The sequence below is a fragment of the Hyunsoonleella rubra genome (assembly GCF_042684665.1).
Taxonomy (GTDB): Bacteria; Bacteroidota; Bacteroidia; order Flavobacteriales; family Flavobacteriaceae; genus Jejuia; species Jejuia rubra.
In genome coordinates, this window is the sequence record NZ_JBHULY010000005.1 from 643,151 (window position 1) to 667,388 (window position 24,238).

Here is a 24,238-nt window from a genome sequence, read left to right on the forward strand (position 1 = left end):
TTTTTTGGGAAAGAAATCGAGACGTTGTGTGTATAAATAGTAACAATATATTTTAATGCAAGTCTCGATGAAAATCGAGACTTTTTTTATGATTAATACGGTAGCCATACAGGGAGTTAAAGGGAGTTTTCACCATATTGTATCACAGGAATTTTTTGAAAAGCCTGTGGATATTATTGAGTGTATGACTTTTGACAGGGTTGTGGAAGCACTTATTAACGGTGAGTGCGATGCGGCCATTATGGCTTTGGAAAACTCTATTGCTGGCTCGATTATTCCAAATTATGCGATGATTGATAACAATCATTTGCATATCGTTGGGGAGCACTATTTGGATATTCAGCATAATTTGATGGCACTACCGAGTCAAAGAATTGAAGATATAAAAGAGGTGTATTCGCACCCGATGGCGTTGTTGCAATGTAAAAGATTTTTTAGGGGATATCCTCATATCAAATTAGTAGAAGATAAGGACACGGCGGAGGTTGCGGATCGTATTCAAAAGCATAAATTGAAACATATTGGCGCGATTGCCAGCGTACTTGCGGCCGAAATTTTTGAACTAGATGTTTTGGCGCATAGTATCCAAACGATAAAGCATAATGAAACGCGTTTTGCGGTGGTAAAACGGACCAATTCCGAAGTGTCCGAAAGCGAAATTAATAAGGCTTCGATTAAATTTGAAGCGGACCATAAGCGCGGGAGTTTAGCAACGATATTGAATGTGATGAGTGATTGTAAGTTGAATTTAACAAAGATTCAGTCCTTGCCCATTATTGAAACGCCGTGGAAATATGCCTTTTTCGTAGATGTGACATTTGACGCTTATGCAGATTTTTTAAAGGCGAAGTCCTTGATTGAAATTATGAGCCCGAGTTTTAAGTTGCTCGGGGAATATAAAAATGCCAAGTTATGATTGAAGTAGCGAAGCGATTACATACGGTTGAAGAATACTACTTCTCTCGAAAATTGAGAGAGGTTGGCTTGTTGATTGCAAGCGGAAAGCCTATCATCAACTTGGGTATTGGCAGTCCGGATTTGCAACCACCACAACGTGTTTTGGATGCTATTGCCAATAGTCTTGGTGACGCCACGGCGCATAAATACCAGAGTTACCAAGGACTTCCGGAGTTAAGGGAGGCGATGGTCAAATTTTATAAAACTCATTTTGGAGTGAATGCCAACGCTACCAACGAAATTTTGCCTTTGATGGGAAGCAAGGAAGGTATTATGCATATTTCGATGGCTTATCTCAATGAAGGCGATGAAGTGTTGATTCCAAACCCGGGATACCCCACATATCAATCGGTAACGAAATTGGTGGGTGCAAAAATTGTAACCTATGATTTGGATGCTTCCAACAATTGGATGCCCAACATCGCGGATTTAGAGCAAAAGGATTTAAGTAAGGTGAAATTAATGTGGGTGAATTATCCACATATGCCAACGGGAGCAACACCTACTGAAACCGTTTTTGAAGAATTGGTAGCTTTTGGAAAGCGCCATAATATTCTGATTGTCAATGACAATCCTTATAGTTTCGTGCTGAATGAGAATCCAAAAAGTATTTTAAGCGTTGAAGGTGCCAAGGATGTGTGCTTGGAATTGAATTCACTTAGCAAAACCTTTAACATGGCTGGATGGCGCGTGGGTATGGTTTTGGGGAATAGCGAGCATATCGGCAATATTTTAAAGGTAAAAAGCAATATGGATTCTGGAATGTTTTATGGGATTCAGAAAGGCGCTATTGAAGCCTTAAAATGTTCGGAAATGTGGTTTGTGACTTTGAATAGTGTTTACAAAAGACGACGCGATTTGGTATGGCAAATGGCCGAGGCTTTAAACTGCACATACGATAAAAATGCCACTGGTATGTTTGTGTGGGCAAAGTTGCCACCATATTTAAAGTCTGAAGAGTTTATAGATTTAATATTGAAAGAGAATCACGTATTCATTACCCCGGGAACCATTTTTGGAAGTCAGGGTGAAGGGTACATTCGGTTTTCGTTGTGTGCTGCAACGGAGGTTTTAGAAGAAGCTTTGGCACGAGTTAAATAAAGTTGACAGTCGCAGTCTCAGTTGACAGAGGCTTCGAAATGAATTGAAAATGAATTGTAAATAATAAAAATCCGTCCGAGTAAATTTTCTCCCCTTCGGGGAGGCTAAGTGGGGCTTATTTATGAAGAATATATACGCCATAGGAGTAGGTTTAATAGGAGGTAGTCTTGCTTTGGATATCAAGACCCATCGCCCTGACGCAGTGATACACGGTATTAGTAGAAAGGATGCCACCTTAACGACTGCTTTGGAATTAGGGCTGATTGACCAAAAGGGATCCTTAGATGATATTGAAAATGCCGATTTGGTGATTATTTCAATTCCTGTGGATGCGACGGTAAAATTGTTGCCCACTATTTTGGATAAGATTCCTGACACTGGATTGGTAGTGGATGCAGGTTCAACGAAAGAAGATATTTGCAAGGTGGTGGAAAACCATCCGAAACGCAGGAATTTTTTAGCTATGCACCCCATTGCAGGGACAGAACATTCTGGGCCCTCCGCGGCAGTGAAAGGGCTGTTTAAGGGGAAAACCAATATTGTTTGTGAAGTAGAAAAAACGGCCTTTAAATTACAGGAACCTGCTTTGAAGTTGTTCACGGATATTGGGATGCGCATGCGGTATATGAATCCCATTGAACACGATAGGCACATTGCTTATGTGTCCCATCTTTCGCATATCAGTTCGTTTATGTTGGGGAAAACGGTGATCGACAAAGAGAAAAACGAACGGGATATTTTTGATATGGCAGGTAGTGGATTTGCATCAACGGTACGTTTGGCAAAAAGTTCGCCGGAAATGTGGACTCCGATTTTTGAACAGAACAAAACTAATGTGATTGAAACTTTGGAGGAATATATCAGCAATTTGACGCACTTTAAGGAGCTGATGAAAAATGATGATTTTGAGGCTATATATGAGGAAATGAAAAACACCAATCATATTAAGGATATTTTGAATGGGATTATTTAGGAGACAGGAGACAGGGAGTTTGAAGTATGAAGTTTGCAGGTACGCCCGCGTTAGGGATTGAACGGCCTGTTTGAGCTCCTCTCCCGATAGCTATCGGGAGAGAGCGAGTAGTGAAAGCCCGACCCCTTGTGGGTAACGCCCAAAAAAAGAAGAATAAAACAACATAAATAAATAGTAAACGCAATAGCTGAAGTAGCTAAATATTAAGTAAAAATGGAAAACAAAAAGGAAATGAGAGCTTGGCTGGATGACTTAGGATTGGAGCATCCGTTGGTAATTGCCGGGCCTTGTAGCGCAGAAACCGAGGAGCAGGTTTTAAAAATTGCACATGAGCTGAAGGACACGGACGTTAATTATTACCGTGCTGGAATTTGGAAGCCTAGAACCCGCCCAGGGAATTTTGAGGGCGTTGGACACTTGGGTTTGAAATGGCTACAGAAAGTTAAGGCGGAAACAGGAATGAAAACTGCAACGGAAGTAGCCAATGCAGCGCATGTGAAGTTGGCCCTGGAACACGACATTGATTTGTTGTGGATTGGTGCTCGCTCAACGGTGAGTCCGTTTATTGTTCAGGAAATTGCAGATGCCTTAAAGGGTACTGACAAAATAGTTTTGGTGAAAAACCCAGTTAACCCAGATTTACCTTTGTGGCTTGGGGCTATTGAGCGTTTGTATGCTTCCGATATCAAAAAGCTAGGTGTGATCCATAGAGGGTTTTCCACTTATGAAAAGACCAAATATAGAAACAAACCGAAATGGCAATTGGCCATTGAACTACAACGTAGATTTCCAGATTTACCGATTATAAATGACCCATCTCATATCACCGGTAAGCGAGATATGATTTTTGACGTATCACAAACGGCGTTGGATTTGAATTTTGACGGGTTGATGATTGAAACACACACTGATCCTGACAATGCTTGGAGTGACGCGGCACAGCAAGTAACCCCTGCAACTCTGGTTCAGATTATGAAAGATTTAAAAATTAGAAAGGAAACCGATGCGGAGTCTGAATATAATACCGCGTTGGATAAATTGAGGGCTCAGATTGATGTGGTGGATAATCAGATTATTGAATTGTTGGGCACTCGCATGAAGGCCTCAGACGGTATTGGCGCACTAAAAAAGCAAAAGAATGTTGCTGTATTGCAAAGCAAGCGTTGGAATGAAATTTTAGGACGCATGGTGTTGGAAGGCGAGGAGCATGGCTTGAGCGAGGATTTTATTTTGAAGATGTTTAAAGCGATTCACCAAGAATCCATCAACCACCAAGAGAAGATTATTAACGGATAGTTTTCCGATTAAAAAGCCCCGCAATGCGGGGCTTTTTGTTTGTAGCTTATTTGTTTCTTTTAAAAATATAGCGAGTTATAAAAATACCCTGGCCATCGTCCTTGCCACTATCGCTTTCCACACCGCTGGTGACAAAAGCCAATTCCCAGCCCTCTTCTGCCATAGTACTAAGTTTGGAGCTTACAAGCGCGTCATTTGAGGCAATATTTTGAAATCGGATACCTGCTAAATTGAAGAAATTTAAAAGTTTGGTTTCCTCAAAGTCTTTGACACGGATATCCTTTCGTTTGGATTTGTTTCTGGTGTTGTCTTCTTCGGTTTTTTCCGAAGTAAATGATTCGTAATCCCTATCAACGCTGGCGGAAATTAAACGTGAACGTCCAAGTCCGCTGGGTACAATGGATTCCACGCTCGTAACGATTTTATATTCCACTTGGGCATTGGTTTCAATAAAACTAAACATGGCAATTGCCAATACCAAAATTACTCTTTTCATGGTGTTGTATTTTTAAACTAAAGATTAAACGAAGCGGATATTTATCATCCTTTTCAAAGTTAATGAAACTGATCATTGTACTTTTATTGACAGTTCCCTAATCGGAAGGTTGCATTCACTCAATTAAAGTTTTACTTTGCTGGGGTTTGGTTTAGGTTTATAGTATTAACCAAAATTTTTTAAACTATGAAGCCTATCATTACACTTAGCTTTCTGCTTGTTGTCAACGTACTTTTTTCGCAAACTAAAATTAGTGGCAATGTTTCTGATAATGACGGACCACTTGCGGGAGCAAATATCATAATAAAAGATTCCCAAAAGGGTGCAACTTCAGATTTAGAAGGCAATTTTCAAATTGTTGTGAAACCCAGAGATACCCTTGTTGTTTCTTATTTGGGGTATGATTCCAAAGAAATAAAGGTTGGAAAACAAGAGGATTTGGAGGTGAAATTAGATGGAAATATCGCATTGAACGAAGTAAGAATTACAGCTTATGGAAGCCACATGTGCAGAACTGTTTGTTGTTGTATAGGAGAAATCAAATCTGAATATATGATGGGGTTCAAATCAGATGTGATAACTGAAAAACTCTACCCAAACCCCTCTACAACAGGAAGATTTCAACTAAAGCTTTTAAAAGATTTTAAGCAGGTGGACATTCAGATATACACTATTGCGGGTCAATTTGTAAAAGGCATGTTAAATAAACCCTCGGATAAGACCATGAGTTTGGATTTAAGCGAATTTTCGTCAGGAATCTACATTATAAATTTGAATGCCGATGGCAAGCAAATCGCCTCCAAAAAAGCAATCATTCAGTAATTTTTTTGATTTAAATATCGTTATTTTGTACTTCAACATTATGCATGACAGGACGCGTTTATAAATCTACAGGAAGCTGGTACACGGTAAAGGCCCAATTGGGGGAGTTCTACCAATGTCGCATAAAGGGTAAATTTCGTATTAAGGACATCAAAAGCACTAACCCTATTGCCGTTGGTGATGTCGTGGATTTTGAATTGGAAACCAAAAATGATGAGGTTTCGGGGATTATTCATAATATTCACGATAGGAAAAACTACATTGTTAGGAAATCGGTAAACCTTTCCAAACAGACCCATATCATTTCGGCAAATATCGACCAGGTGTTTTTAATGGTTACGATTAATAACCCGCCTACTTTCACAAGTTTTATAGATCGATTTTTGGTAACGGCCGAAGCGTATTCCATTAAAACTATTTTGCTTTTTAATAAAATTGATACGTACGATGAGGAAACCCTTTTAGAAGTGAAATATTTAGCCCATGTGTATCGAAAAATAGGCTATGAATGCATTGGAATTTCAGCAAAAACGGGAAAAAATGTTGAGAAAGTAAAATCCTTAATGCGTGATAAGGTGAGTATGTTCTCGGGGCATTCGGGCGTTGGAAAATCCACTTTGGTCAATGCCATTGAGCCCTCTTTGGATTTAAAAACCAAGGAAATTTCAAACCAACATATGCAGGGCCAGCACACCACCACCTTTGCCGAAATGTTTGACACCAGCTTTGGAGGAAAAATCATTGATACACCCGGGATAAAAGGTTTTGGAGTGGTAGATATGGACAAAGAGGAGGTAGGTGATTATTTTCCTGAAATTTTCGCTTTGAAACAGGATTGCAAGTTTAACAACTGCTTGCATTTACACGAACCAAAATGTGCTGTAAAAGATGCTTTGGACAATGACGAAATTGCCTATTCGCGATACCGAAGTTACGTCCAAATCCTAGAGGGTGATGATGAAAGTTATAGAACCGATAATTGGGATAACGAATGAAGGTAGTGATCCAAACAGTGTCAAAAGCGGGCGTTACCATTGACAATGGGGAGGTGGCTTCTATTGGCAACGGCTTATTAATACTTTTGGGAATTGTTGATGAAGATACAAAAGAGGATATTGATTGGCTATGTAATAAGATAGTAAATCTGAGGGTTTTTGGGGATGACAATGGTGTAATGAACAAATCCTTAATGGATGTGGGAGGTGAGGTAATCGTTGTAAGCCAGTTTACTTTGCACGCGCTGACTAAAAAAGGAAATCGCCCCAGCTATATAAAAGCCGCAAAACCTGATGTGGCTATTCCGTTGTATAAAACATTTGTACAAACTTTAGAGGGTGTTTTAGGCAAATCAGTTCAAACTGGTGAATTTGGAGCCATGATGCAGGTTAATCTTGTTAACGATGGGCCTGTAACAATTATCATGGACACAAAGGATAAAAGGTGACGTTTGTCGATTTTTCAATATTTCATTATTTTAATTGTACGAGTTTTATTTAATTTGAAAAGATTAATATGACATTTGTCATTAACTAGCTATTGACGTTTATCTACTTTTATACCTTAAAAACATCCGTATTATGCTAAAAAACATGGCGCTTTTAGTGTGTCTTTTATTTACGGTTAAATCCATATCTCAAGAGTTTTCTTATTCAAGTACATCTATACCAAATAGTTTACAAGAACACGCCAACGCGGTTGTGAGACTAGATGAATCTATAATAAACATAGAGTCCAGAAATAATATGGTTGTAACACAAAAACGAGTAGTTACAGTTTTAAATAAAGCAGGGAATAAGTATGTTGAGGCATTTGTTGGATATGACAATTATAGAAAAGTAAAGGGGATTGATGCTATTATTTATGACGCAACAGGTAAGCAGATCAAAAAGTTTAAGAAGAAGGATTTTATAGATCACAGTGCTGTTGATGGTGGTACCTTATATTCAGACTCTAGGGTTTTATTTATGGGCTACACACCAACAAATTACCCCTATACGGTTGAGTTTATTTGCGAAATAAAAACACCAAACACGGCAGCTATTCCCTCTTGGTATCCAATTGACGGCTACTTTGTAAGTATAGAAAAGAGCATCTACAAAATTACTGATAACGCAAATCTTGGATTAAAGCATAAAGAAAAAAACTTTGAAAATTACAGCTCTGTTACTTTTGAGGAAAGCACCAATACATTGCAATATAGCGCTGAGAATATTAAAGCTTTACGACCTGAAGATTTAAGTCCATCCTTAGTTCAAATAGTTCCGAGTGCTTTAATTATGTCAGAAAAATTTCATTATAATGGTTTGGATGGAAATGCGAGCAACTGGAAGGAAATGGGGGATTGGATTAAAAGTGATTTGTTAGATGGAAGAGGCCAAGTTTCAGAAGAGACCAAGAATATTGTCCTAAAATTGGTTGAAGGTGTGCAAGATCCCATAAAAAAAGCAAAACTCGTCTATAACTATGTTCAGGATAACACGCGATATATTAGTGTTCAGGTAGGTATTGGAGGTATTCAGCCCATAGCTGCTAGCGAAGTAGATGAGCTTAAATATGGCGACTGTAAAGGCCTTACTAATTACACACAAGCCCTTTTAAATCTTGTTGGTGTTCAGTCCTATTACACCATTGTAGAGGCCGGTAAAGACATCATAGATTTTGAGGAAGATTTTCCCTCCTTAGCCCAAGGAAACCATATCATTCTATGTCTCCCTTATAAAGAAGACAAGATATGGTTAGAATGTACTAGCCAGACACATCCGTTTGGTTTTATAGGGGACTTTACCGATGACAGGTCAGTACTAGTCGTTAAGGAAGATGATAGCAAAATCATAAAAACTGAATTTTATCCGGCAGACATAAATCACCAATCTATTTCAGCTACAATAGATTTGAAAGAGGACTCGAGTATTGAAGCTTCTTTGAAAATAAAAACAAAAGGTGTCCAATATGATAATAGGTTTTTTCTAGAGAATCAATCGGAAAAAGATATTTTAGAATATTATAAGGAGCTTTGGGGATACGTTAATGGTTTGGATATAGAAGCCTATAAGTTCAAGAATGATAAAAATGACGTTGAGTTTCAAGAAGATTTAACGGTTTACGCCAGGAATTATGCGTCAAAAATAGGAGACAGACTTATTTTTAATGCCAACGTATTCAATAGAAATAGTTTTGTTCCAGATAGATATCGAAATAGAACACTGCCCTTTAGAATCCAAAGAGGCTATGTTGATGAAGATACTTTTGAAATTATAATTCCTTCTGGATACACAGTGGAAGCTCTTCCTGAAAACCAAACCATAACGAATAAATACGGGGATTATCAGATAAGTTTTAGTAAGGAAAACAACATAATTAGAGTTAAAAGGAAATTATTGATCAAAAAGGGAGATTACCCTAAGACTGAATACAAGGCTTATAGGATGTTTAGAAAATCTATATCCCGAAACGACAATTTGAAAATAGCTCTGAAGAAAACCATATAAAAATGAAAACATTTTATTCTTTAGCACTACTCCTAATAAGTGCTCAATTTTTGCCATCTCAAACTGAAATTAAGTTTGGAGAGGTAACTGTAGATGAATTATCAGAAAAGGAATATGTGCATGATAAATCGGCTAATGCGGTAGTGCTCTACAAAAATAGACTGACATATTATTCACAGAATTTCGATTTAATTACTGAAGTACACGAACGTATAAAAATTTACAATAAAGAAGGTTTTGACTATGCCACCAAACAAATAAGTCTTTTTAAATCACGTTCTGCCCGAGAAATGCTTACCAGATTAAGAGCCTATACCTATAATCTTGAAAAAGGGGAGATTGTAAAAACTAAACTCGATAAAGATCAAATTTTTGATGAAGAAATAAGCTATAACTACAGGGGCGTCAGTTTTACAATGCCAAATATTAAAGAAGGTTCAGTTATAGAATTTAAATATAAAATCACATCGCCTTTTGTTTGGAATATTGATGAATTTAAATTTCAGTACGATATTCCAATAAAGAAAGTAGATGCTGAACTTAGAACACCAGATGTGCTTAATTTTAGAGCCACTCAAAAAGGGTTTTTATTTATTAAATCTCAATCTGGTTTTCATGGTACTGACATGAAGAATGTTAAATACAATATGGTAAATGTTCCAGCTTTAAAAGAAGAACCCTACGTTGATAATATGGACAATTATAGGACCGGAGTAATGTTTGAACTGGTTTCAATAATTATACCAGGTGAAGTACCACGCACCTATGCTACTAGTTGGTCAGACGTTGCTAAAACTATTGGTAGTTCTGAAGATTATAAAGATAAACTTGATAAAACAAGATCATTCGATGATGATTTAGATCTACTCTTAAAAGGATTGAGCCAGCCAGAAGAGAAAATGAAACTTCTCTTTAAATACGTAAAAGACAATATGACATGGAATGGTATTGACGGTAAATACTTTTACAATGGTGTAAAAAAAGCATTAAAAGAAAAAAAAGGTAATGTAGCGGATATTAATTTGACGCTTGTAGCCATGTTGCGATATGCTGGTATAGATGCAAATCCAGTTGTTTTAAGCACAAAAGATAATATTATACCTTTTTTCCCTACAGTGGACAGGCTAAATTATGTAATTGCCTATGCCAAAATTGGGGATGAGACTTACTTCTTAGATGCTACTGATGAATTCAGTGATATTAATGTGCTTCCAATAAAGGATTATAATTGGAAAGGCATTTACATAAATAATGCAAAAAAACGATGGACCTTAATTGATATTAGGCAACCTGAGCAATCAAAAGAACAGTATATGGTTCAGACAAAGCTAAATGAAGACGGAAGCATAGAAGGACACTTAAGTGCAAGATGCTCAAAACATAGTGCCCTCAAGATGAGAAAGAAATTTAAGAATAGAGATTTGGAGGCTTTTATTGCCGAAAGGGAATCCGCATTGGAGAATATAGAAATCTCAGAATATGAATTAGAAAACATAAATAACCACGAAGGGTTTGTAAATGAGTCTTTTGATTTTTACTACGAAAATGCAGTAGATGTAGTTGGTGATAAACTACTTTTTAATCCGTTCATGTTTTTTGCGATGGAAGAGAACCCTTTTAAGCAAGATAAAAGGGAGTGCCCTATTGATTTTGGTGCGCCTTTCAGTCAGAAATATATCATTAACATCAAACTCCCAGACGGATATATTGTAGAGTCCCAGCCAGAGGCAGTTGCTATGAAAATGCCAAAAAACTTAGGCAAGTTTGTGTATAGAACCAGGCCCACGGGGGATAGTTTACAATTATTAGTTAATTTTGAAATAAATAAAGCAATAATAACTATTGTGGATTTTCCTTTTTTAAAACAGTTATTTCATAAAATGATTACAAAAGAGGCGGAGCAGGTTGTACTTACAAAAGCATGATGGACATAAAAAACGCACAAAAAATAGTCGACGATTGGATTAATACGCATGGCGTTCGTTACTTTAACGAACTGACAAACATGGCCCAATTAACGGAAGAAGTAGGCGAAGTTGCAAGAATCATCGCCCGCCGTTATGGGGAGCAGAGCGAAAAAGAAAGTGATAAGAACAAAGACTTGGGGGAAGAGCTGGCGGATGTGCTTTTTGTAGTATTGTGTTTGGCCAATCAAACAGGTGTAGACTTACAGGAGGCATTCGATAGGCGTATGGACAAAAAGGCCAAACGCGACCACGATAGGCATCACAATAACCAGAAATTAAAATAATTTATATTTATATTTGACGCTTCTAATTTTAGAGGCGTTTTTTAATGGATATCACCCTGCACAAATCATCAATTCAAAGGAAGTCATATGTAGCAATAACAGGTTCTAAAAGTGAATCTAATAGATTACTGTTGCTTCAAGCTTTATTTCCTGAAATTGAATTGAAAAACGTATCAAACTCGGATGACAGTGAGTTAATGGCCAAAGCATTAAGCTCAAATGAAATCATTGTCGATATACACCACGCAGGAACGGCCATGCGTTTTTTGACTGCTTATTTCGCCGTTCAAGAGGGCAGGGAAACCATATTAACGGGTTCCAAGCGAATGAAGGAGCGCCCCATCAAAATTTTGGTGGATGCTTTGCGCGAACTTGGGGCCGATATTTCTTATGTTGAAAATGAAGGCTATCCACCCATAAAACTTAATGGAAAGAAGCTCGATAAAAACAAGGTTTCACTAAAAGCAAACGTGAGCAGTCAGTATATTTCGGCTTTGTTGTTGATTGCTCCAAAATTGGAAAACGGCATCGAATTGACTTTGGAAGGTGACATCACTTCAGTGCCATATATCAATATGACCTTAAGCCTTTTGGATGAAATTGGTGTGGAAACCTCGTTTAAGGATAATGTGATTAAAGTATCGCCTTTTAACGAAACACCAAAAGTGGATACATTGACCGTGGAATCCGATTGGTCTTCCGCATCTTATTATTTCAGTATATTGGCCATAAGTGAAGTTGGAACTGAAATATACTTATCATCATATAAAGAAAGCTCATTACAAGGCGATTCCTGTTTGGTGGACATTTATAAACATTTTGGAGTAAGGTCTAGCTTTAATGAGAACACACTCACCTTAAGAAAAGAAGCAAAAGCGTTGGAGCCCTTATCGCTCAATCTCAAAAATGCACCCGATATTGCCCAAACCATTGCGGTTACTTGTTTCGTTTTGGGAATTTCATGTGATTTGGCGGGATTGCATACCCTTAAAATTAAGGAAACTGACCGTTTGGAAGCTCTCAGAACTGAAATCGAAAAATTAGGAGGTGAAATCGAAGTCACTGATAAATCCCTGCATATGTCGGCATCAAAAAGCATTAATCCAATGGTGTCCATTGGTACCTATCATGACCACAGAATGGCTATGGCATTTGCACCAGCAGCTTTAAAGCAATCTTTAAAGGTTGAGGATGCCGGTGTGGTTTCGAAAAGCTACCCTGCATTTTGGGAGGACCTGAAATCCCTCGGATTTGAAATTACCGAATAATAATCCCTTAATTACTTGACAACCCCTATTTGGAGATTGTATATTTGCAACTTTGTAAAAAATTATAACGCTTAAGAAAATATCTAATCCATGAAATTATCACACTTTGGTTTTAACTTACCGCCCGAGTTGTTGGCAGAATATCCCTCAGAAAACAGAGATGAATCCCGCTTAATGGTATTGCACCGTGATGGTGAGAAAATTGAACACAAATTGTTCAAGGACCTTATTGATTATTTTGATGAGAACGACGTGATGATACTGAACAATACAAAGGTATTTCCTGCCCGTTTATATGGTAACAAAGAAAAAACTGGGGCAAGAATTGAAGTGTTTTTGTTAAGGGAACTTAATGAGGAGCAACGTCTTTGGGATGTATTGGTAGACCCTGCTAGAAAGATAAGAATAGGAAACAAACTCTATTTTGGTGAAGATGAAACCCTTGTTGCCGAGGTTATTGATAACACGACTTCCCGAGGACGAACCTTACGTTTTCTTTTTGACGGTTCTTATCAGGAGTTCCGAAAAAAATTGAGGGAATTAGGTGAAACACCATTACCAAAGTATATCAAAAGAGAGGTGGAACCTGAAGATGAAGATAGATATCAAACCATTTTTGCCAAAAACGAAGGTGCTGTGGCCGCACCAACAGCTGGGTTGCATTTTTCAAGGCATCTTTTGAAGCGATTGGAAATCAAAGGTGTAAATTTTGCAGAAGTGACTTTGCATGTAGGTTTGGGAACTTTCAATCCAGTTGAAGTTGAAGATTTGTCCAAGCATAAAATGGATAGTGAAGAAATTTTTATCGGCCCTGAAGCAGTGAGCGCTATTAACAGTGGTATTTTAAACAAAAAGCGTGTTTGTGCCGTGGGAACCACTGCCATGCGCACCATTGAAAGTGCCGTGTCTTCCAATGGATTGCTAAACGAGATGGAAGGTTGGACCAATAAATTCATTTTTCCGCCTTACGATTTTAGCATTGCCAATTGCATGATTACCAATTTCCATACGCCAAAATCCACTTTACTGATGATGGCGTCGGCATTTGCGGGCCATGACTTTATAAAGCATGCCTACGAAGAAGCCATTAAGGAAAAGTATAAATTCTACAGCTATGGCGACGCCATGCTGATATTATAAAATCGTAAGCCCTATTAATTTAGGGCTTTTTAGTTTTTGGGCGTTACCCACTCCCGATAGCTACCGGGAGGGGTCGGGCTTTCACTACTCAATCCCTCCTCCGTCGGGGATTTCAAACAATGAGCCTGCACTGAGCGCAGTCGAAGTGTTCAATCCCTAACGCGTTGCAGGCTTAATAATTCGTAATTCGACTTTTCATTCATTACTTTTGCAGGCATAATGAACATTTCCAAAAAGGACATAAGAGCGTTAACCAAAGAACAACTTAGGGATTTTTTTGTATCCCAAGGCGATAAAGCCTTTCGGGGCAACCAGGTTTACGAATGGCTCTGGCAAAAGTCTGTACATAGTTTTGAGGCCATGACAAATATCTCAAAACAAACTCGACAAATGCTTGAGGACAATTTTGTCATCAACCATATTCAGGTAGATACCATGCAACGCAGTAGCGACGGCACTATTAAAAACGCCGTGCGCTTACACGACGGATTGGTGGTGGAGTCCGTATTAATACCAACTGCGTCCAGAACTACTGCCTGCGTGTCCAGTCAAGTAGGTTGTAGTTTGGATTGTCGCTTCTGTGCAACAGCCCGATTAAAGCGTATGCGAAATCTAAACCCAGATGAAATTTACGATCAGGTAGTAGCTATTGATAACGAAAGTAGGTTGTACCATGATAGGCCATTGAGCAATATTGTTTTTATGGGTATGGGAGAGCCGTTGATGAATTACAACAATGTTATAAAAGCCATTGATAAAATTACCTCACCCGAAGGTTTGGGAATGTCCCCAAAGCGTATTGTCGTTTCAACCTCCGGCGTACCGAAAATGATAAGGAAAATGGCAGATGATGGCGTAAAATTTAAGTTAGCCGTATCATTGCATTCAGCCATCGATGATGTGCGGACGTCCATTATGCCTTTTAACGAAACCTTCCCTTTGGCCGATTTGAGAGAGGCTCTGGAATATTGGTTTTCAAAAACCAAAAATAGAATCACCTACGAATACGTCGTGTGGAGAGGGATCAATGACCAGCGCAAAGATGTAGATGCTTTGGTACAATTCTGTAAGTTTGCGCCAAGCAAAGTAAACCTAATAGAATACAATCCTATTGATGATGGCGAGTTTCAACAAGCTCGTTCCGAGGCCATTGAAATGTACCAAAATATTTTGGAAGTAAACCATATAACCGTGACCATCCGCCGAAGCCGAGGGAAGGATATTGATGCGGCATGTGGGCAATTGGCAAATAAAAGTTAAATAAAAAAAGCTGCACATGCAGCTTTTTTTATTTATAAATTTAAAAGGCCACTAGTTTTTCATAAACCTTTTTGTGGCTTTTCCAATGGGCGAATAAATATTTAAGAGATAGAGACCGCTACTTAGGTCTGAAACATTGATCGGTGAATTAATGTTCTTCTCTCCAATAGTCTTAATCGTCCTTCCACTAATATCGGTAACTTCAATTTTGGTCACATTAACATCTGTAGGAATTGTTAAATTAATATCATCATTCGTAGGATTTGGAAACAACGCAATAGATTTCGAAATATGGTTGTCCTCAATGCTTAAAAGCAAGTTTTCCGTGGCTTCTGCTTTTACTCTGATATTATCAAAATAGGAGGTAGAGGATACTGCATTTCCAGTTATAGGGAAAACGGATAAATCTACCTCAAATGGATCGACTCCTGTTGCAGCTCCCATAACGCCAGAATAAAAATCGACACCTCTCCAAATCACCTCACCATTGGTAGGGTTAAATGCAAAACCAACTCGATACCAAGTATCTGCTGTCAAAATCACGGGAGATGCCGCAAGGTTGAATAGGAAGGTATTTGGAGTTCCAGCATTATCGAAATAGGCCAGTCCTAAAATTTCTTTTGTCTCGGGTATAAACCGTAATCCCGCAATTAGAATGGAATAATCACTATTATAGAGCAAAACATCCTCAACATTTTTACTTGTAGTAGCACCGCCAGTATAGAAATTGTATTCTACTTGTATGTAATCATTCCCTGCAGAACGTGATGCCCAAGCGGTACCAAGTCCATCCTTCCAAACAAACTTTGAGCCTGTAGGCGAATCTGAACCAGTAATTTGAAGGGCCTGACCAATAGCGCCGCCAATACTAACAATCTGAAAGTCTGAGTTTCCTCCAGAATTAGTGAGGGTAAACAAGCCATCTTGGCCAGGTGTAACACCGTTAATATCCGTGCCTACATCACCAATAACAAGTCCCTCCAAGTCTATGGATTGAAGTAGCTGGGCGTTTAAATTAAAACTTAAAAAAAGAAAAAATGTGAACGTAAAAAATGTAATTTTTTTCATAAGCAAGAGAGAGTTTATGGATTAATAAAGTAACAATATATAAAATAAAATTGAGGATTTAGAAATCAAACTGTTAATTGCCAATGGTTTGAAATTAAATATGGGATTCATCCGCTTTTTTAGTAGGTTTGTCGAATCAAACACAGTACTTCACTTTGAAAATCGTAGAGCAAATAAAACAGCCTATTGCTTTTGAAATGGAACTTTTTGAACAGAAGTTCCAGCTTTCTATGTCCAGTAAGGTGGCGCTCCTCAACAGGATTACCCATTACATCGTTAACCGAAAAGGGAAGCAAATGCGCCCCATGTTTGTGTTTTTGGTGGCCAAAATGGTGTCCGATGGTGAAGTGAGTGAGCGGACGTATCGAGGTGCTTCGGTCATTGAGTTGATCCATACAGCTACTTTAGTGCACGATGACGTGGTCGATGACAGTAACAGACGTCGAGGATTCTTCTCAGTAAATGCGCTTTGGAAAAACAAAATTGCAGTTCTGATTGGGGATTACCTGTTATCCAAAGGTCTTCTATTGAGCATTGATAACAATGATTTCGACCTCTTAAAAATCATCTCTATTGCCGTGAGGGAAATGAGCGAAGGAGAACTACTTCAAATTGAAAAGGCCCGAAAGTTGGATATTACTGAGGATGTATATTACGATATTATACGCCAAAAAACGGCAACATTGATTGCCGCTTGCTGTAGCCTGGGCGCTGCATCGGTAAAACCGGATTCCCAGCATGTGGATACCATGCGGAAATTTGGAGAACTTATTGGAATGGCCTTCCAGATTAAAGATGATCTATTCGATTATGGTGAAACCCAAATTGGGAAGCCAACGGGCATCGATATCAAAGAGCAAAAAATGACCCTGCCATTGATATACGTCTTAAATAATGTCAGCAAAAAAGATAAAAACTGGCTCATAAATTCCATAAAAAATCACAACAAAGACAAAAAGCGAGTTAAAGAAGTCATTGCTTTTGTAAAAGACAATGGTGGTTTGGACTATGCCATTTTAAAAATGAAAGGGTTTCAGGAAGAGGCACTCCAATTATTGCAAACCTACCCAGATTCTGTCCATAAAAATTCGTTGGAATTGATGGTAAACTATGTGATTGATAGGAAGAAATAAGAGACCAATCCTAGAATATTTGATTGATGACAATCAATTAGAATAGGATTACTGTTGTTGTTGCTGTTGTTGTTGTTGGATGAACTCCAAATGTTGCCGATAACTGTTTTTTTGCTTTTGCTTTTCCTCTGTTTTCGATTTCTCCACGTCATAGGGGGATACAGTAATTTCTTCCTCGAATGTTTTTGTTGTACTGATGTGCACTTTCACAAAAAGCGTGTCTTTTACCAATCCTTTATAGACACCTTTTATAGGTGCACAATCTTTATAGTTTTTGCCAACGGCTAGTTTTACATGGTGGTCCGAAGCTATCAAATTATTGGTGGGGTCTAATCCCAGCCAACCATAAAATGGAATAAAAACCTCAATCCAAGCATGGGTGGCACCTTCACCACGGGTTTTTGAGCCACCCGGACAAATATAGCCACTAACGTACCGCGCTGGAATGCCTAGCATGCGCATCATTTGTAACAAAATGTTGGTAAAATCCTGGCAAACGCCTGCCTTAAGAGCCCAGACATGGTCCAGTTTGGAATCTACATTGGTAACCCCTTGATGATACTTGAAATTGGTATAAATAAACTCGCAAAACTCCAATGCTATCTTATAGGGCGTCAATTGCGAAAGGTCTTTGGTTCGTATCATTTCAAAGATTTCGTCGGTACCGTCAAAGGTGATGTACTTTAGATAATCCATGAATTGTGTGTCCGATCTCAGAGTTTTTAGTTCCTCCCATTGCTCCTTGGCAGGCTTTGAATCCATAGGAAATACAATGGGAAAGGTTTCCACTTCAATATCCGAAACAATCGATAGGAAATTGTGAGGTTCAACTAAAGAGAACGAGCCCACTTTGTTTAAGTAAAAATCTTGGTATGTATGGATATCTGGGTTGCCATTAATGGTTATCTTTTGTTCGTTCACTTTCTGAAACTCATTGTTCAAAGGATAAAGCCGTATCTGATTGGCTCCGTCATACACGTATCCGCTATAATCATACTTGGTAATATGTTTGATATAGTATAACGACATGCGAACCTTTAGTATTTGGAAAAATAAACCTTGTTAATGGTCATGGAAATATTTCTAATATCCGCATTGATGCTTCCAATAAAATTGTCCAGACCCTGCTCGTTGATATTATCAATAGTAGTATATTTTACTGTGCTTTCCAATTTTCCTAATAAAAATTCCATTTCATTGCCTTCCAATTCCTTCAGACGGATAAGCTCCTGAATATGACGGCTTAGTTTGTTGATGCAGTAGTACATGGATTTTGGAAAGAGTTCTTCTTGAAAAATGGTTTTTATTACCAAATCTCTTTGAAAATTTGATTTGTATTTTTTCAAAAACAATTGAGATGCTCCTATGGAGATCAAAAGATTTTTCCAATGGAAACTTTGTTCCAAAGTATCCGAAGTTTTTTCGATTTCACGTAGTTTCATCGAGGTTAAATCAGAAATAAGGGTCACACGTTCCAAAAACTTCCCAACATTCATAAAATAATACGCTGCCCCGCGTTCTTGGGTGATGTCTATATTGCCATAATGGAGCAGGTGATAATTTAAAAGACCGTCCAAAAGAGCAACAGGGTCTTCTGTCTGTAGCTTGTTAGGTAAACTTTGGTCCGTCAGATATAGAAAGTAGCTGTTCAAACCCAACCACAACTCCCGTGGGATGTGCTCCTGAGCACTTCTGGCATTTTCTCGGGACTTGGTTACCAAATTGATTATGGAGTTCGGGTTATCTAAATTGAATACCATAAAATCGATACATTCAATGGTGTTTTCGGTGTAAAAGGTATTGCTACGATCTGTATAGTTTTTGATAATTGGCGACCAGCAGAACAATTCTGGCGAATCCTGATTGGCATAAAAATTAACCTTAAGCAACCTAATGATGCCATAACCACGTTCCATATAGCGGTTCATCCAAAGAAGATTATTTGCAACCCTGCTTAGCATACTTATTTTATTATTTGATTACCCATGTGTCCTTACTGCCTCCACCTTGCGAACTATTGACTACCAAAGAGCCTTTTTTAAGGGCCACTCGGGTCAGGCCGCCCGGGCAGATGTCTATGCCATCCGGGCCATAAAGGGCAAAGGGCCTTAAATCCACACAGCGTGGGGATAATGTGCCATCGATAAAGCATGGCGCGGTGGAAAGCCTTAAAATTGGTTGCGCAATAAACGCTGATGGTGCTTCTTTTACGGCCTTAAAATAATCCTCAATTTCCTTGTCGCTGGCCTCGTGACCCATGAGCATCCCGTAGCCACCACTGCCATCGGTTTTTTTAATGACCATTTTTGAGATATTTTTTTTAACATACTCCAATTCATCGGGCTTGCCCAGCTGATAGGTTTCAATATTTTTTAAAATGGGCTCTTCATTTAAATAATATCGAATCATATCCGGAACAAAAATGTAAATAGCTTTGTCGTCCGCCACTCCCGTACCTGGGGCATTTACTATGGTAACATTGCCTTTTCTGTAAGCCGACATGATTCCAGCCACGCCCAAAACGCTATTCGGATTAAATTCCAATGGATCTAAGAAATCATCATCAACCCGTCTGTATATTACATCCACCCGCTTTAATCCGTTGGTGGTTTTCATGTACACAAAATGGTTGTCTACCACCAAATCCGTGCCCTCCACAAGTTCAATACCCATCATTCGGGCAAGCGTAGTGTGTTCGTAGTAGGCTGAATTATATATGCCTGGCGTCAGCAGTACTACGTTCGGGTTGCTCTGCTGGCTACAACCTTGCAGTTTTTTGTATAGTAGGTCAGGGTAGTTAGAAACCGATAACACATTGTTCTGAGGTAGCACTCCTGGGAAAATCCGTTTGGAGATTTCCCTATTTTCCAGCATGTAGCTTACTCCTGAAGGTGTCCTCAGGTTGTCCTCTAAAACATAAAACTCCCCATCATTGTTTCGTATCAGGTCAATCCCCGAAATATGGGTATAAATATCAAAGGGTGGCGCCAAATCCTTCATTTGCCTCAAAAAGTATGGGCAAGAATAAATTAATTCTGAAGGGATAACTTTATCCTTCAATATAAATTGATCATGGTAAATATCCTTGATAAAAAGATTTAAGGCAATTAAGCGTTGTTTAATGCCTCTTTCAATTTTAGTCCATTCGTCATAGGTAATGATACGGGGTAAAATATCGAAGGGGAAAATTTTTTCAATGCCTTTATTGTCGTTGTACACTGTAAAAGTCACACCCTGATTCATAAAAAGGGTCTTCGATAAGTCCTCTTTTTTTCTCAGTTCATCAATCGGCATTTTTTTTAGATAGTCGATAATCGTTTCGTACTGAGTCCTTAGTTTTGTGTCACTAGAATACATTTCGTCCCAAGTGTCCTTGAGAAAATCGTACGAAGAAAAAAGTGGAGAATTTTGCATTCCTTTTGAAAAAAATCTACCTCTTTCAAATATAACTATTGCTAAAGTATTATCAAAGATTTAACTATTTCAATAAGAATAAATTATGAAAACATCTAATTCTTTAAGAAAACTTGTGTTTTTAATAAAAAATATTTGCTTAATTACGAAATTCAAAAAGTTAAACAAAAGTTTGAATAACTTCATAATCTAAAAATTTGATATTGCAGGCAACCTTTTTTTACAAATTGGCGTCTTAATACATAGAACTCTTAATGAAATCTTTTTTGAAGGTTATACCGTTGCATAAAAACGAAGGTGCATTGATAAAAAAAGCGATTAAAAATAATCGTGAGGCGCAGTGTGTGCTATATGAAATGCATGCGCCAAAAATGTTGAGTGTTTGCCGGTATTATATTAAGGACATTCATCAGGCGGAAGAAGCGATGTTGAATGGGTTTTTTAAAGTATTTCAAAATTTGAAGAGCTTTAAGGGCGAAGGCAGTTTTGAAGGTTGGATACGGCGAATTATGGCACGAGAGTCAATTTCATATCTAAGACAAAAGAAGCAGATAGAATTTTTGACGGATGAAGATGTAAGCTCGAGAGACAATAGTGTAAGTCTCCAGACGGATTTGGAAGTCAACGACATTCAAAGACTTATTGACAATCTGCCCGAAGGCTATCGCGTCGTATTTGTGATGTATGCTGTTGAAGGGTATAAGCATCATGAAATTGCCGATGCACTCAATATTAGTGAGGGCACCTCAAAATCACAATTGTTTAAAGCACGAAAGATGCTTCAGGAACAGATAAAAACAGTAAATAAAACAAGCTATGGCACCCATTAAATTTGAAGACGATTTTAAAGATAAGTTGGACCAGCGAACAATTAAACCTTCCGAGGGTGCATGGGAAAAACTGTCATCCAGGTTGGAAGAAGCAGATGGAGACACCAGAAACAGCAAGGGGTTGTGGTGGCTTGCTGTGGCCGCCAGTGTTGTAGGACTATTATTTGTTGCATTTCAATTTTTCAATGGGGAAGCGGAACAGCAGTCACCTGTGATTGTGGATACTAAGGATAGTATTATTGAACCCAAGAAGAAGCAGGATGTTGAGGTAGTGAATGCTGAAAAGAGCACAGTTGCTGTTGAAACTGAAGTTCCAGTTCAAAAGAAAGTGGGCTCCAAGCAAATGATTAAGAGGCAATCTAAGGAACAATTACTAATGCCAAAGGAAGCTTCGGTGCAAGTCGCTCAAGAAGAGACCGTTCAAAAGGAGGAACTGGAAAAAGAAGTGATACCCATTAAAAATGGCGAGACCTTAACTTTTGAAACAGAGAAAGCGCAGGAAGTGGCGGATGCCATTTTTAATTTAAGTGAAACCGATTTGGGTGTTACCAGTGAGGATATCGATTCGTTGCTGAAGGTGGCGCAACGCGAAATACTTCTGGACAGAATGAAGGGGGAGGACAAAGCCGTTGTAGATGCTGCCTTGCTTCTGCAGGAAGTAGAATTCGAACTGGATAAATCCTTTAGGGACAAGGTTTTTGAAACCCTCAGGAAAAGCTATGGCTCGGTAAAAACGGCTATCGCCCATCGGAATGATTAATCTAATTCCTTCGAAAGAAGGAATCTCTCAAAAAATATTATAAGAATCATCATCAATCAATATTAATTCATCATTAATCAAAGCCCAGTGTGGGCGAAAACGAACAGTTATGCAAACCATTATTAAGTATTCTATTCTATTAATTTTAAGTTTAAGTGTGCACCTCATCAACGCACAGGATAGTATTCCCGCAACACCGAATGCCAAGCGCATAAAAATTCTGAAAACCACAAAAGCCCAAATTGAAGCGGAGGAAAAAGAGTATTTAAAGCTTGAGGTAGAAGCTATAAATTTGCGATTGGAAAAGGGTGAAATCACTGCCGAGGAAGCCAGCGATCTAAAAATGAAAGTGGCGAAAAAGCGGGCATTGAATATTGAAAACCGTACCGCAATTTTGTCCAATAAAATTGCGCTTTTAGAGCGGAACGACGAGGGCTATGTTATCGTTAATGAGGAAGATTTGGATAAGGTAGGCATTAGCATTGGCAGTGACGAAGGTAGTTTTGCCGGATTCAAAATCAAAAAGGAAAATAAACCGAAGAAGTATGACCGACGTACAGAAAGCGATTTTGTATTGGCGCTTGGGTTTAACAATGCCATTATTGATGGGCAAAGTTTTGACGATACGCCCTATAAAATAGGCGGTTCCCGCTTCTTTGAAATCGGTTGGGCCTGGCGCACACGGGTATTTCAAAACACCAATTTTATGAGGTTTAAATACGGGGCGTCCGTGCAGATCAATGGGCTAAAACCAGACAACAACCAGTATTTTGTAATGGACGGCTATACTACGCGATTGGAGGAATTTCCAGAAAACTTGGATAAGTCCAAATTGACCATAAGCAATTTGGTGTTTCCAGTACATTTTGAGTTTGGGCCTTCTAAAAAGATTGAAAAGGATACTTATTTCCGTTATTCCACGCACAACCAATTTAAAATTGGGGTAGGGGGCTACGCCGGATTTAATATCGGTACACGCCAGAAACTAAAATACGAATTGGATGGTCAAAGCATAAAGGACAAAGAAAAACGTAGTTTTAACACCAGTAATTTTGTGTACGGCCTTAGCGGTTATATCGCCTTTGGAGATACTGCCCTTTACGTAAAATATGATTTATCCCCTATTTTTAAAGACCAAATGATTGACCAAAATAATATCTCGATTGGGGTACGGTTTGATATGGATTGAGGGTGATTTTTTGGCTGTTTTGCTCGAAGGCTTTGTGTATGGCTCGCGGAAAATGTCCGACGGACTTTTCCGTAGTAGCCGAAAGACAGCAAATTATTAGCGGTAGTTTTCTACCCTTGAATATAAACTGCGTTCATGCCAAATCCAAAATCTTCTTTTTTCGGTCGCCAATTTGTATTGGACTTAGTTTGAATGTTATTGCCATTAATCAAATAGTAATAGTTTTCGGTATCTCCTTCTTCATTAGGAACTTGCCATTTTATTTCTTTCGCTTTAAAAATTTTCAAATAGCTGTTTGTGTAATGAATAATTGAAGGTTTTCTAATTTGAAGTTGACAGAAATCTGAGAAACGAAAAAAGAGAATCTCTTTATTCTCATCGAATTCAATGGCGCTTAATTTGTGCTTTGAATTAAGCTGTCTTCCATTCCAATCTCCCCAAATAGATACCGTTACCTCCGAAAATAATATCTTACCATTATCGAAATGACTTTCTAGCTCTTCGGGTTTTATTTCTGTGATTCCACTTCCAGGAGTTGGTTTTAATTCATCAGCGTCATATGATGAATTATTTCCAGAGACAGTTTCTAGATACCCTCTCCGGATAATCATTTTGTAAACTCTTAGACTTAAATAGATTGCCAAGGGAAGAAAAGGTATCGCGACAATCCAATTGAAAGGCTCGGAAAGTTGAGAATAAAACACCACTCCAATGAAACATATTCCTGTGAAAGCAAGGATTGATTCCACCAATGCTAATAAGATTCTAGCTGTTCTCATTTTTTATCGCTTA

At 38.4% G+C, this 24,238-nt stretch carries 23 protein-coding genes; 17 read left to right on the forward strand and 6 right to left on the reverse strand.

Features of this window, described 5'->3' with window-relative positions; genetic code table 11:
* Positions 1-88 precede the first annotated feature (88 nt).
* The 4 genes from ACFSR8_RS03605 to ACFSR8_RS03620 all read left to right on the forward strand — a co-directional run bounded on the left by ACFSR8_RS03605 (position 89) and on the right by ACFSR8_RS03620 (position 4,327).
* Complete coding sequence (locus tag ACFSR8_RS03605; protein ID WP_380289392.1) at positions 89-916, forward strand: prephenate dehydratase; 828 nt, start codon at positions 89-91, stop codon at positions 914-916.
* Complete coding sequence (locus tag ACFSR8_RS03610; protein ID WP_380289104.1) at positions 913-2,058, forward strand: pyridoxal phosphate-dependent aminotransferase; 1,146 nt, start codon at positions 913-915, stop codon at positions 2,056-2,058. Before ACFSR8_RS03605 ends, ACFSR8_RS03610 begins: the two co-directional genes overlap by 4 nt.
* Positions 2,059-2,179: 121 nt before the next feature.
* Positions 2,180-3,031: a prephenate dehydrogenase gene (locus tag ACFSR8_RS03615; RefSeq protein ID WP_380289106.1), complete on the forward strand. Its 852-nt coding sequence runs from the start codon at positions 2,180-2,182 to the stop codon at positions 3,029-3,031.
* A gap of 213 nt (positions 3,032-3,244) precedes the next feature.
* On the forward strand, positions 3,245-4,327 hold the full coding sequence (locus tag ACFSR8_RS03620; RefSeq protein ID WP_186560259.1) for a bifunctional 3-deoxy-7-phosphoheptulonate synthase/chorismate mutase type II: 1,083 nt from the start codon (positions 3,245-3,247) through the stop codon (positions 4,325-4,327).
* A 46-nt stretch (positions 4,328-4,373) separates the two neighbouring features.
* On the opposite strand, the gene ACFSR8_RS03625 is transcribed toward ACFSR8_RS03620, so the two are convergent.
* The gene (locus ACFSR8_RS03625) at positions 4,374-4,823 is read right to left on the reverse strand and encodes a hypothetical protein (RefSeq protein ID WP_380289108.1); all 450 of its coding nucleotides are present in this window, start codon (positions 4,821-4,823) and stop codon (positions 4,374-4,376) included.
* Positions 4,824-5,009: 186 nt separating this feature from the next.
* Here ACFSR8_RS03625 and ACFSR8_RS03630 point away from each other — a divergent pair, with 186 nt between their 5' ends.
* The 9 genes from ACFSR8_RS03630 to rlmN all read left to right on the forward strand — a co-directional run bounded on the left by ACFSR8_RS03630 (position 5,010) and on the right by rlmN (position 15,052).
* A complete protein-coding gene (locus ACFSR8_RS03630) occupies positions 5,010-5,645 on the forward strand; it encodes a carboxypeptidase-like regulatory domain-containing protein (RefSeq protein ID WP_380289110.1) in 636 nt (211 codons plus the stop codon).
* Between the two features lie 44 nt (positions 5,646-5,689).
* Positions 5,690-6,640, forward strand: a complete 951-nt coding sequence (gene rsgA, locus ACFSR8_RS03635; protein ID WP_380289112.1) for a ribosome small subunit-dependent GTPase A — start codon at positions 5,690-5,692, stop codon at positions 6,638-6,640.
* A complete protein-coding gene (dtd, locus tag ACFSR8_RS03640; RefSeq protein ID WP_380289114.1) occupies positions 6,637-7,089 on the forward strand; it encodes a D-aminoacyl-tRNA deacylase in 453 nt (150 codons plus the stop codon). The genes rsgA and dtd overlap by 4 nt, the downstream gene beginning before the upstream one ends.
* Positions 7,090-7,222: 133 nt before the next feature.
* Entirely contained in the window at positions 7,223-9,133 is a 1,911-nt protein-coding gene (locus ACFSR8_RS03645; protein ID WP_380289116.1) for a DUF3857 domain-containing protein, read from the forward strand.
* 2 nt (positions 9,134-9,135) lie between these two features.
* Positions 9,136-11,058 (forward strand): DUF3857 domain-containing protein, encoded by a 1,923-nt coding sequence (locus tag ACFSR8_RS03650; protein WP_380289118.1) that lies wholly within the window; start codon positions 9,136-9,138, stop codon positions 11,056-11,058.
* Positions 11,058-11,384, forward strand: coding sequence for a nucleotide pyrophosphohydrolase (locus ACFSR8_RS03655; RefSeq protein WP_380289394.1), 327 nt, complete (start codon positions 11,058-11,060; stop codon positions 11,382-11,384). Before ACFSR8_RS03650 ends, ACFSR8_RS03655 begins: the two co-directional genes overlap by 1 nt.
* A gap of 44 nt (positions 11,385-11,428) precedes the next feature.
* Complete coding sequence (locus ACFSR8_RS03660; RefSeq protein WP_380289120.1) at positions 11,429-12,652, forward strand: 3-phosphoshikimate 1-carboxyvinyltransferase; 1,224 nt, start codon at positions 11,429-11,431, stop codon at positions 12,650-12,652.
* Positions 12,653-12,742: 90 nt separating this feature from the next.
* Positions 12,743-13,792, forward strand: coding sequence for a tRNA preQ1(34) S-adenosylmethionine ribosyltransferase-isomerase QueA (gene queA, locus ACFSR8_RS03665; RefSeq protein ID WP_380289122.1), 1,050 nt, complete (start codon positions 12,743-12,745; stop codon positions 13,790-13,792).
* Between the two features lie 219 nt (positions 13,793-14,011).
* Complete coding sequence (rlmN, locus tag ACFSR8_RS03670; RefSeq protein ID WP_380289124.1) at positions 14,012-15,052, forward strand: 23S rRNA (adenine(2503)-C(2))-methyltransferase RlmN; 1,041 nt, start codon at positions 14,012-14,014, stop codon at positions 15,050-15,052.
* 51 nt (positions 15,053-15,103) lie between these two features.
* Here rlmN and ACFSR8_RS03675 read toward each other — a convergent pair whose 3' ends face one another.
* Positions 15,104-16,120 (reverse strand): T9SS type A sorting domain-containing protein, encoded by a 1,017-nt coding sequence (locus ACFSR8_RS03675; protein WP_380289126.1) that lies wholly within the window; start codon positions 16,118-16,120, stop codon positions 15,104-15,106.
* Positions 16,121-16,275: 155 nt separating this feature from the next.
* On the opposite strand from ACFSR8_RS03675, the gene ACFSR8_RS03680 reads away from it, so the two are divergent.
* A complete protein-coding gene (locus ACFSR8_RS03680; protein WP_380289128.1) occupies positions 16,276-17,253 on the forward strand; it encodes a polyprenyl synthetase family protein in 978 nt (325 codons plus the stop codon).
* Positions 17,254-17,301: 48 nt separating this feature from the next.
* Here ACFSR8_RS03680 and ACFSR8_RS03685 read toward each other — a convergent pair whose 3' ends face one another.
* From ACFSR8_RS03685 to ACFSR8_RS03695, 3 genes are read right to left on the reverse strand one after another with little or no spacing between them, the layout of a single operon-like run.
* Positions 17,302-18,282 carry a transglutaminase family protein gene (locus tag ACFSR8_RS03685; protein WP_380289130.1) on the reverse strand — a complete coding sequence of 327 codons (981 nt, stop codon included), beginning with the start codon at positions 18,280-18,282 and terminating at the stop codon, positions 17,302-17,304.
* 8 nt (positions 18,283-18,290) lie between these two features.
* A complete protein-coding gene (locus ACFSR8_RS03690; RefSeq protein ID WP_380289132.1) occupies positions 18,291-19,214 on the reverse strand; it encodes an alpha-E domain-containing protein in 924 nt (307 codons plus the stop codon).
* Positions 19,215-19,224: 10 nt separating this feature from the next.
* Positions 19,225-20,667, reverse strand: coding sequence for a circularly permuted type 2 ATP-grasp protein (locus tag ACFSR8_RS03695; protein WP_380289134.1), 1,443 nt, complete (start codon positions 20,665-20,667; stop codon positions 19,225-19,227).
* A 254-nt stretch (positions 20,668-20,921) separates the two neighbouring features.
* Here ACFSR8_RS03695 and ACFSR8_RS03700 point away from each other — a divergent pair, with 254 nt between their 5' ends.
* The 3 genes from ACFSR8_RS03700 (at position 20,922) to ACFSR8_RS03710 (ending at position 23,446) form a co-directional block, all read left to right on the forward strand.
* Entirely contained in the window at positions 20,922-21,497 is a 576-nt protein-coding gene (locus ACFSR8_RS03700; RefSeq protein ID WP_380289136.1) for an RNA polymerase sigma factor, read from the forward strand.
* Positions 21,484-22,257, forward strand: a complete 774-nt coding sequence (locus ACFSR8_RS03705; protein WP_380289138.1) for a hypothetical protein — start codon at positions 21,484-21,486, stop codon at positions 22,255-22,257. The genes ACFSR8_RS03700 and ACFSR8_RS03705 overlap by 14 nt, the downstream gene beginning before the upstream one ends.
* A 109-nt stretch (positions 22,258-22,366) precedes the next feature.
* Positions 22,367-23,446, forward strand: a complete 1,080-nt coding sequence (locus ACFSR8_RS03710; protein ID WP_380289140.1) for a hypothetical protein — start codon at positions 22,367-22,369, stop codon at positions 23,444-23,446.
* 110 nt (positions 23,447-23,556) lie between these two features.
* On the opposite strand, the gene ACFSR8_RS03715 is transcribed toward ACFSR8_RS03710, so the two are convergent.
* Complete coding sequence (locus tag ACFSR8_RS03715; RefSeq protein WP_380289142.1) at positions 23,557-24,225, reverse strand: hypothetical protein; 669 nt, start codon at positions 24,223-24,225, stop codon at positions 23,557-23,559.
* Between the last annotated feature and the right edge of the window lie 13 nt (positions 24,226-24,238).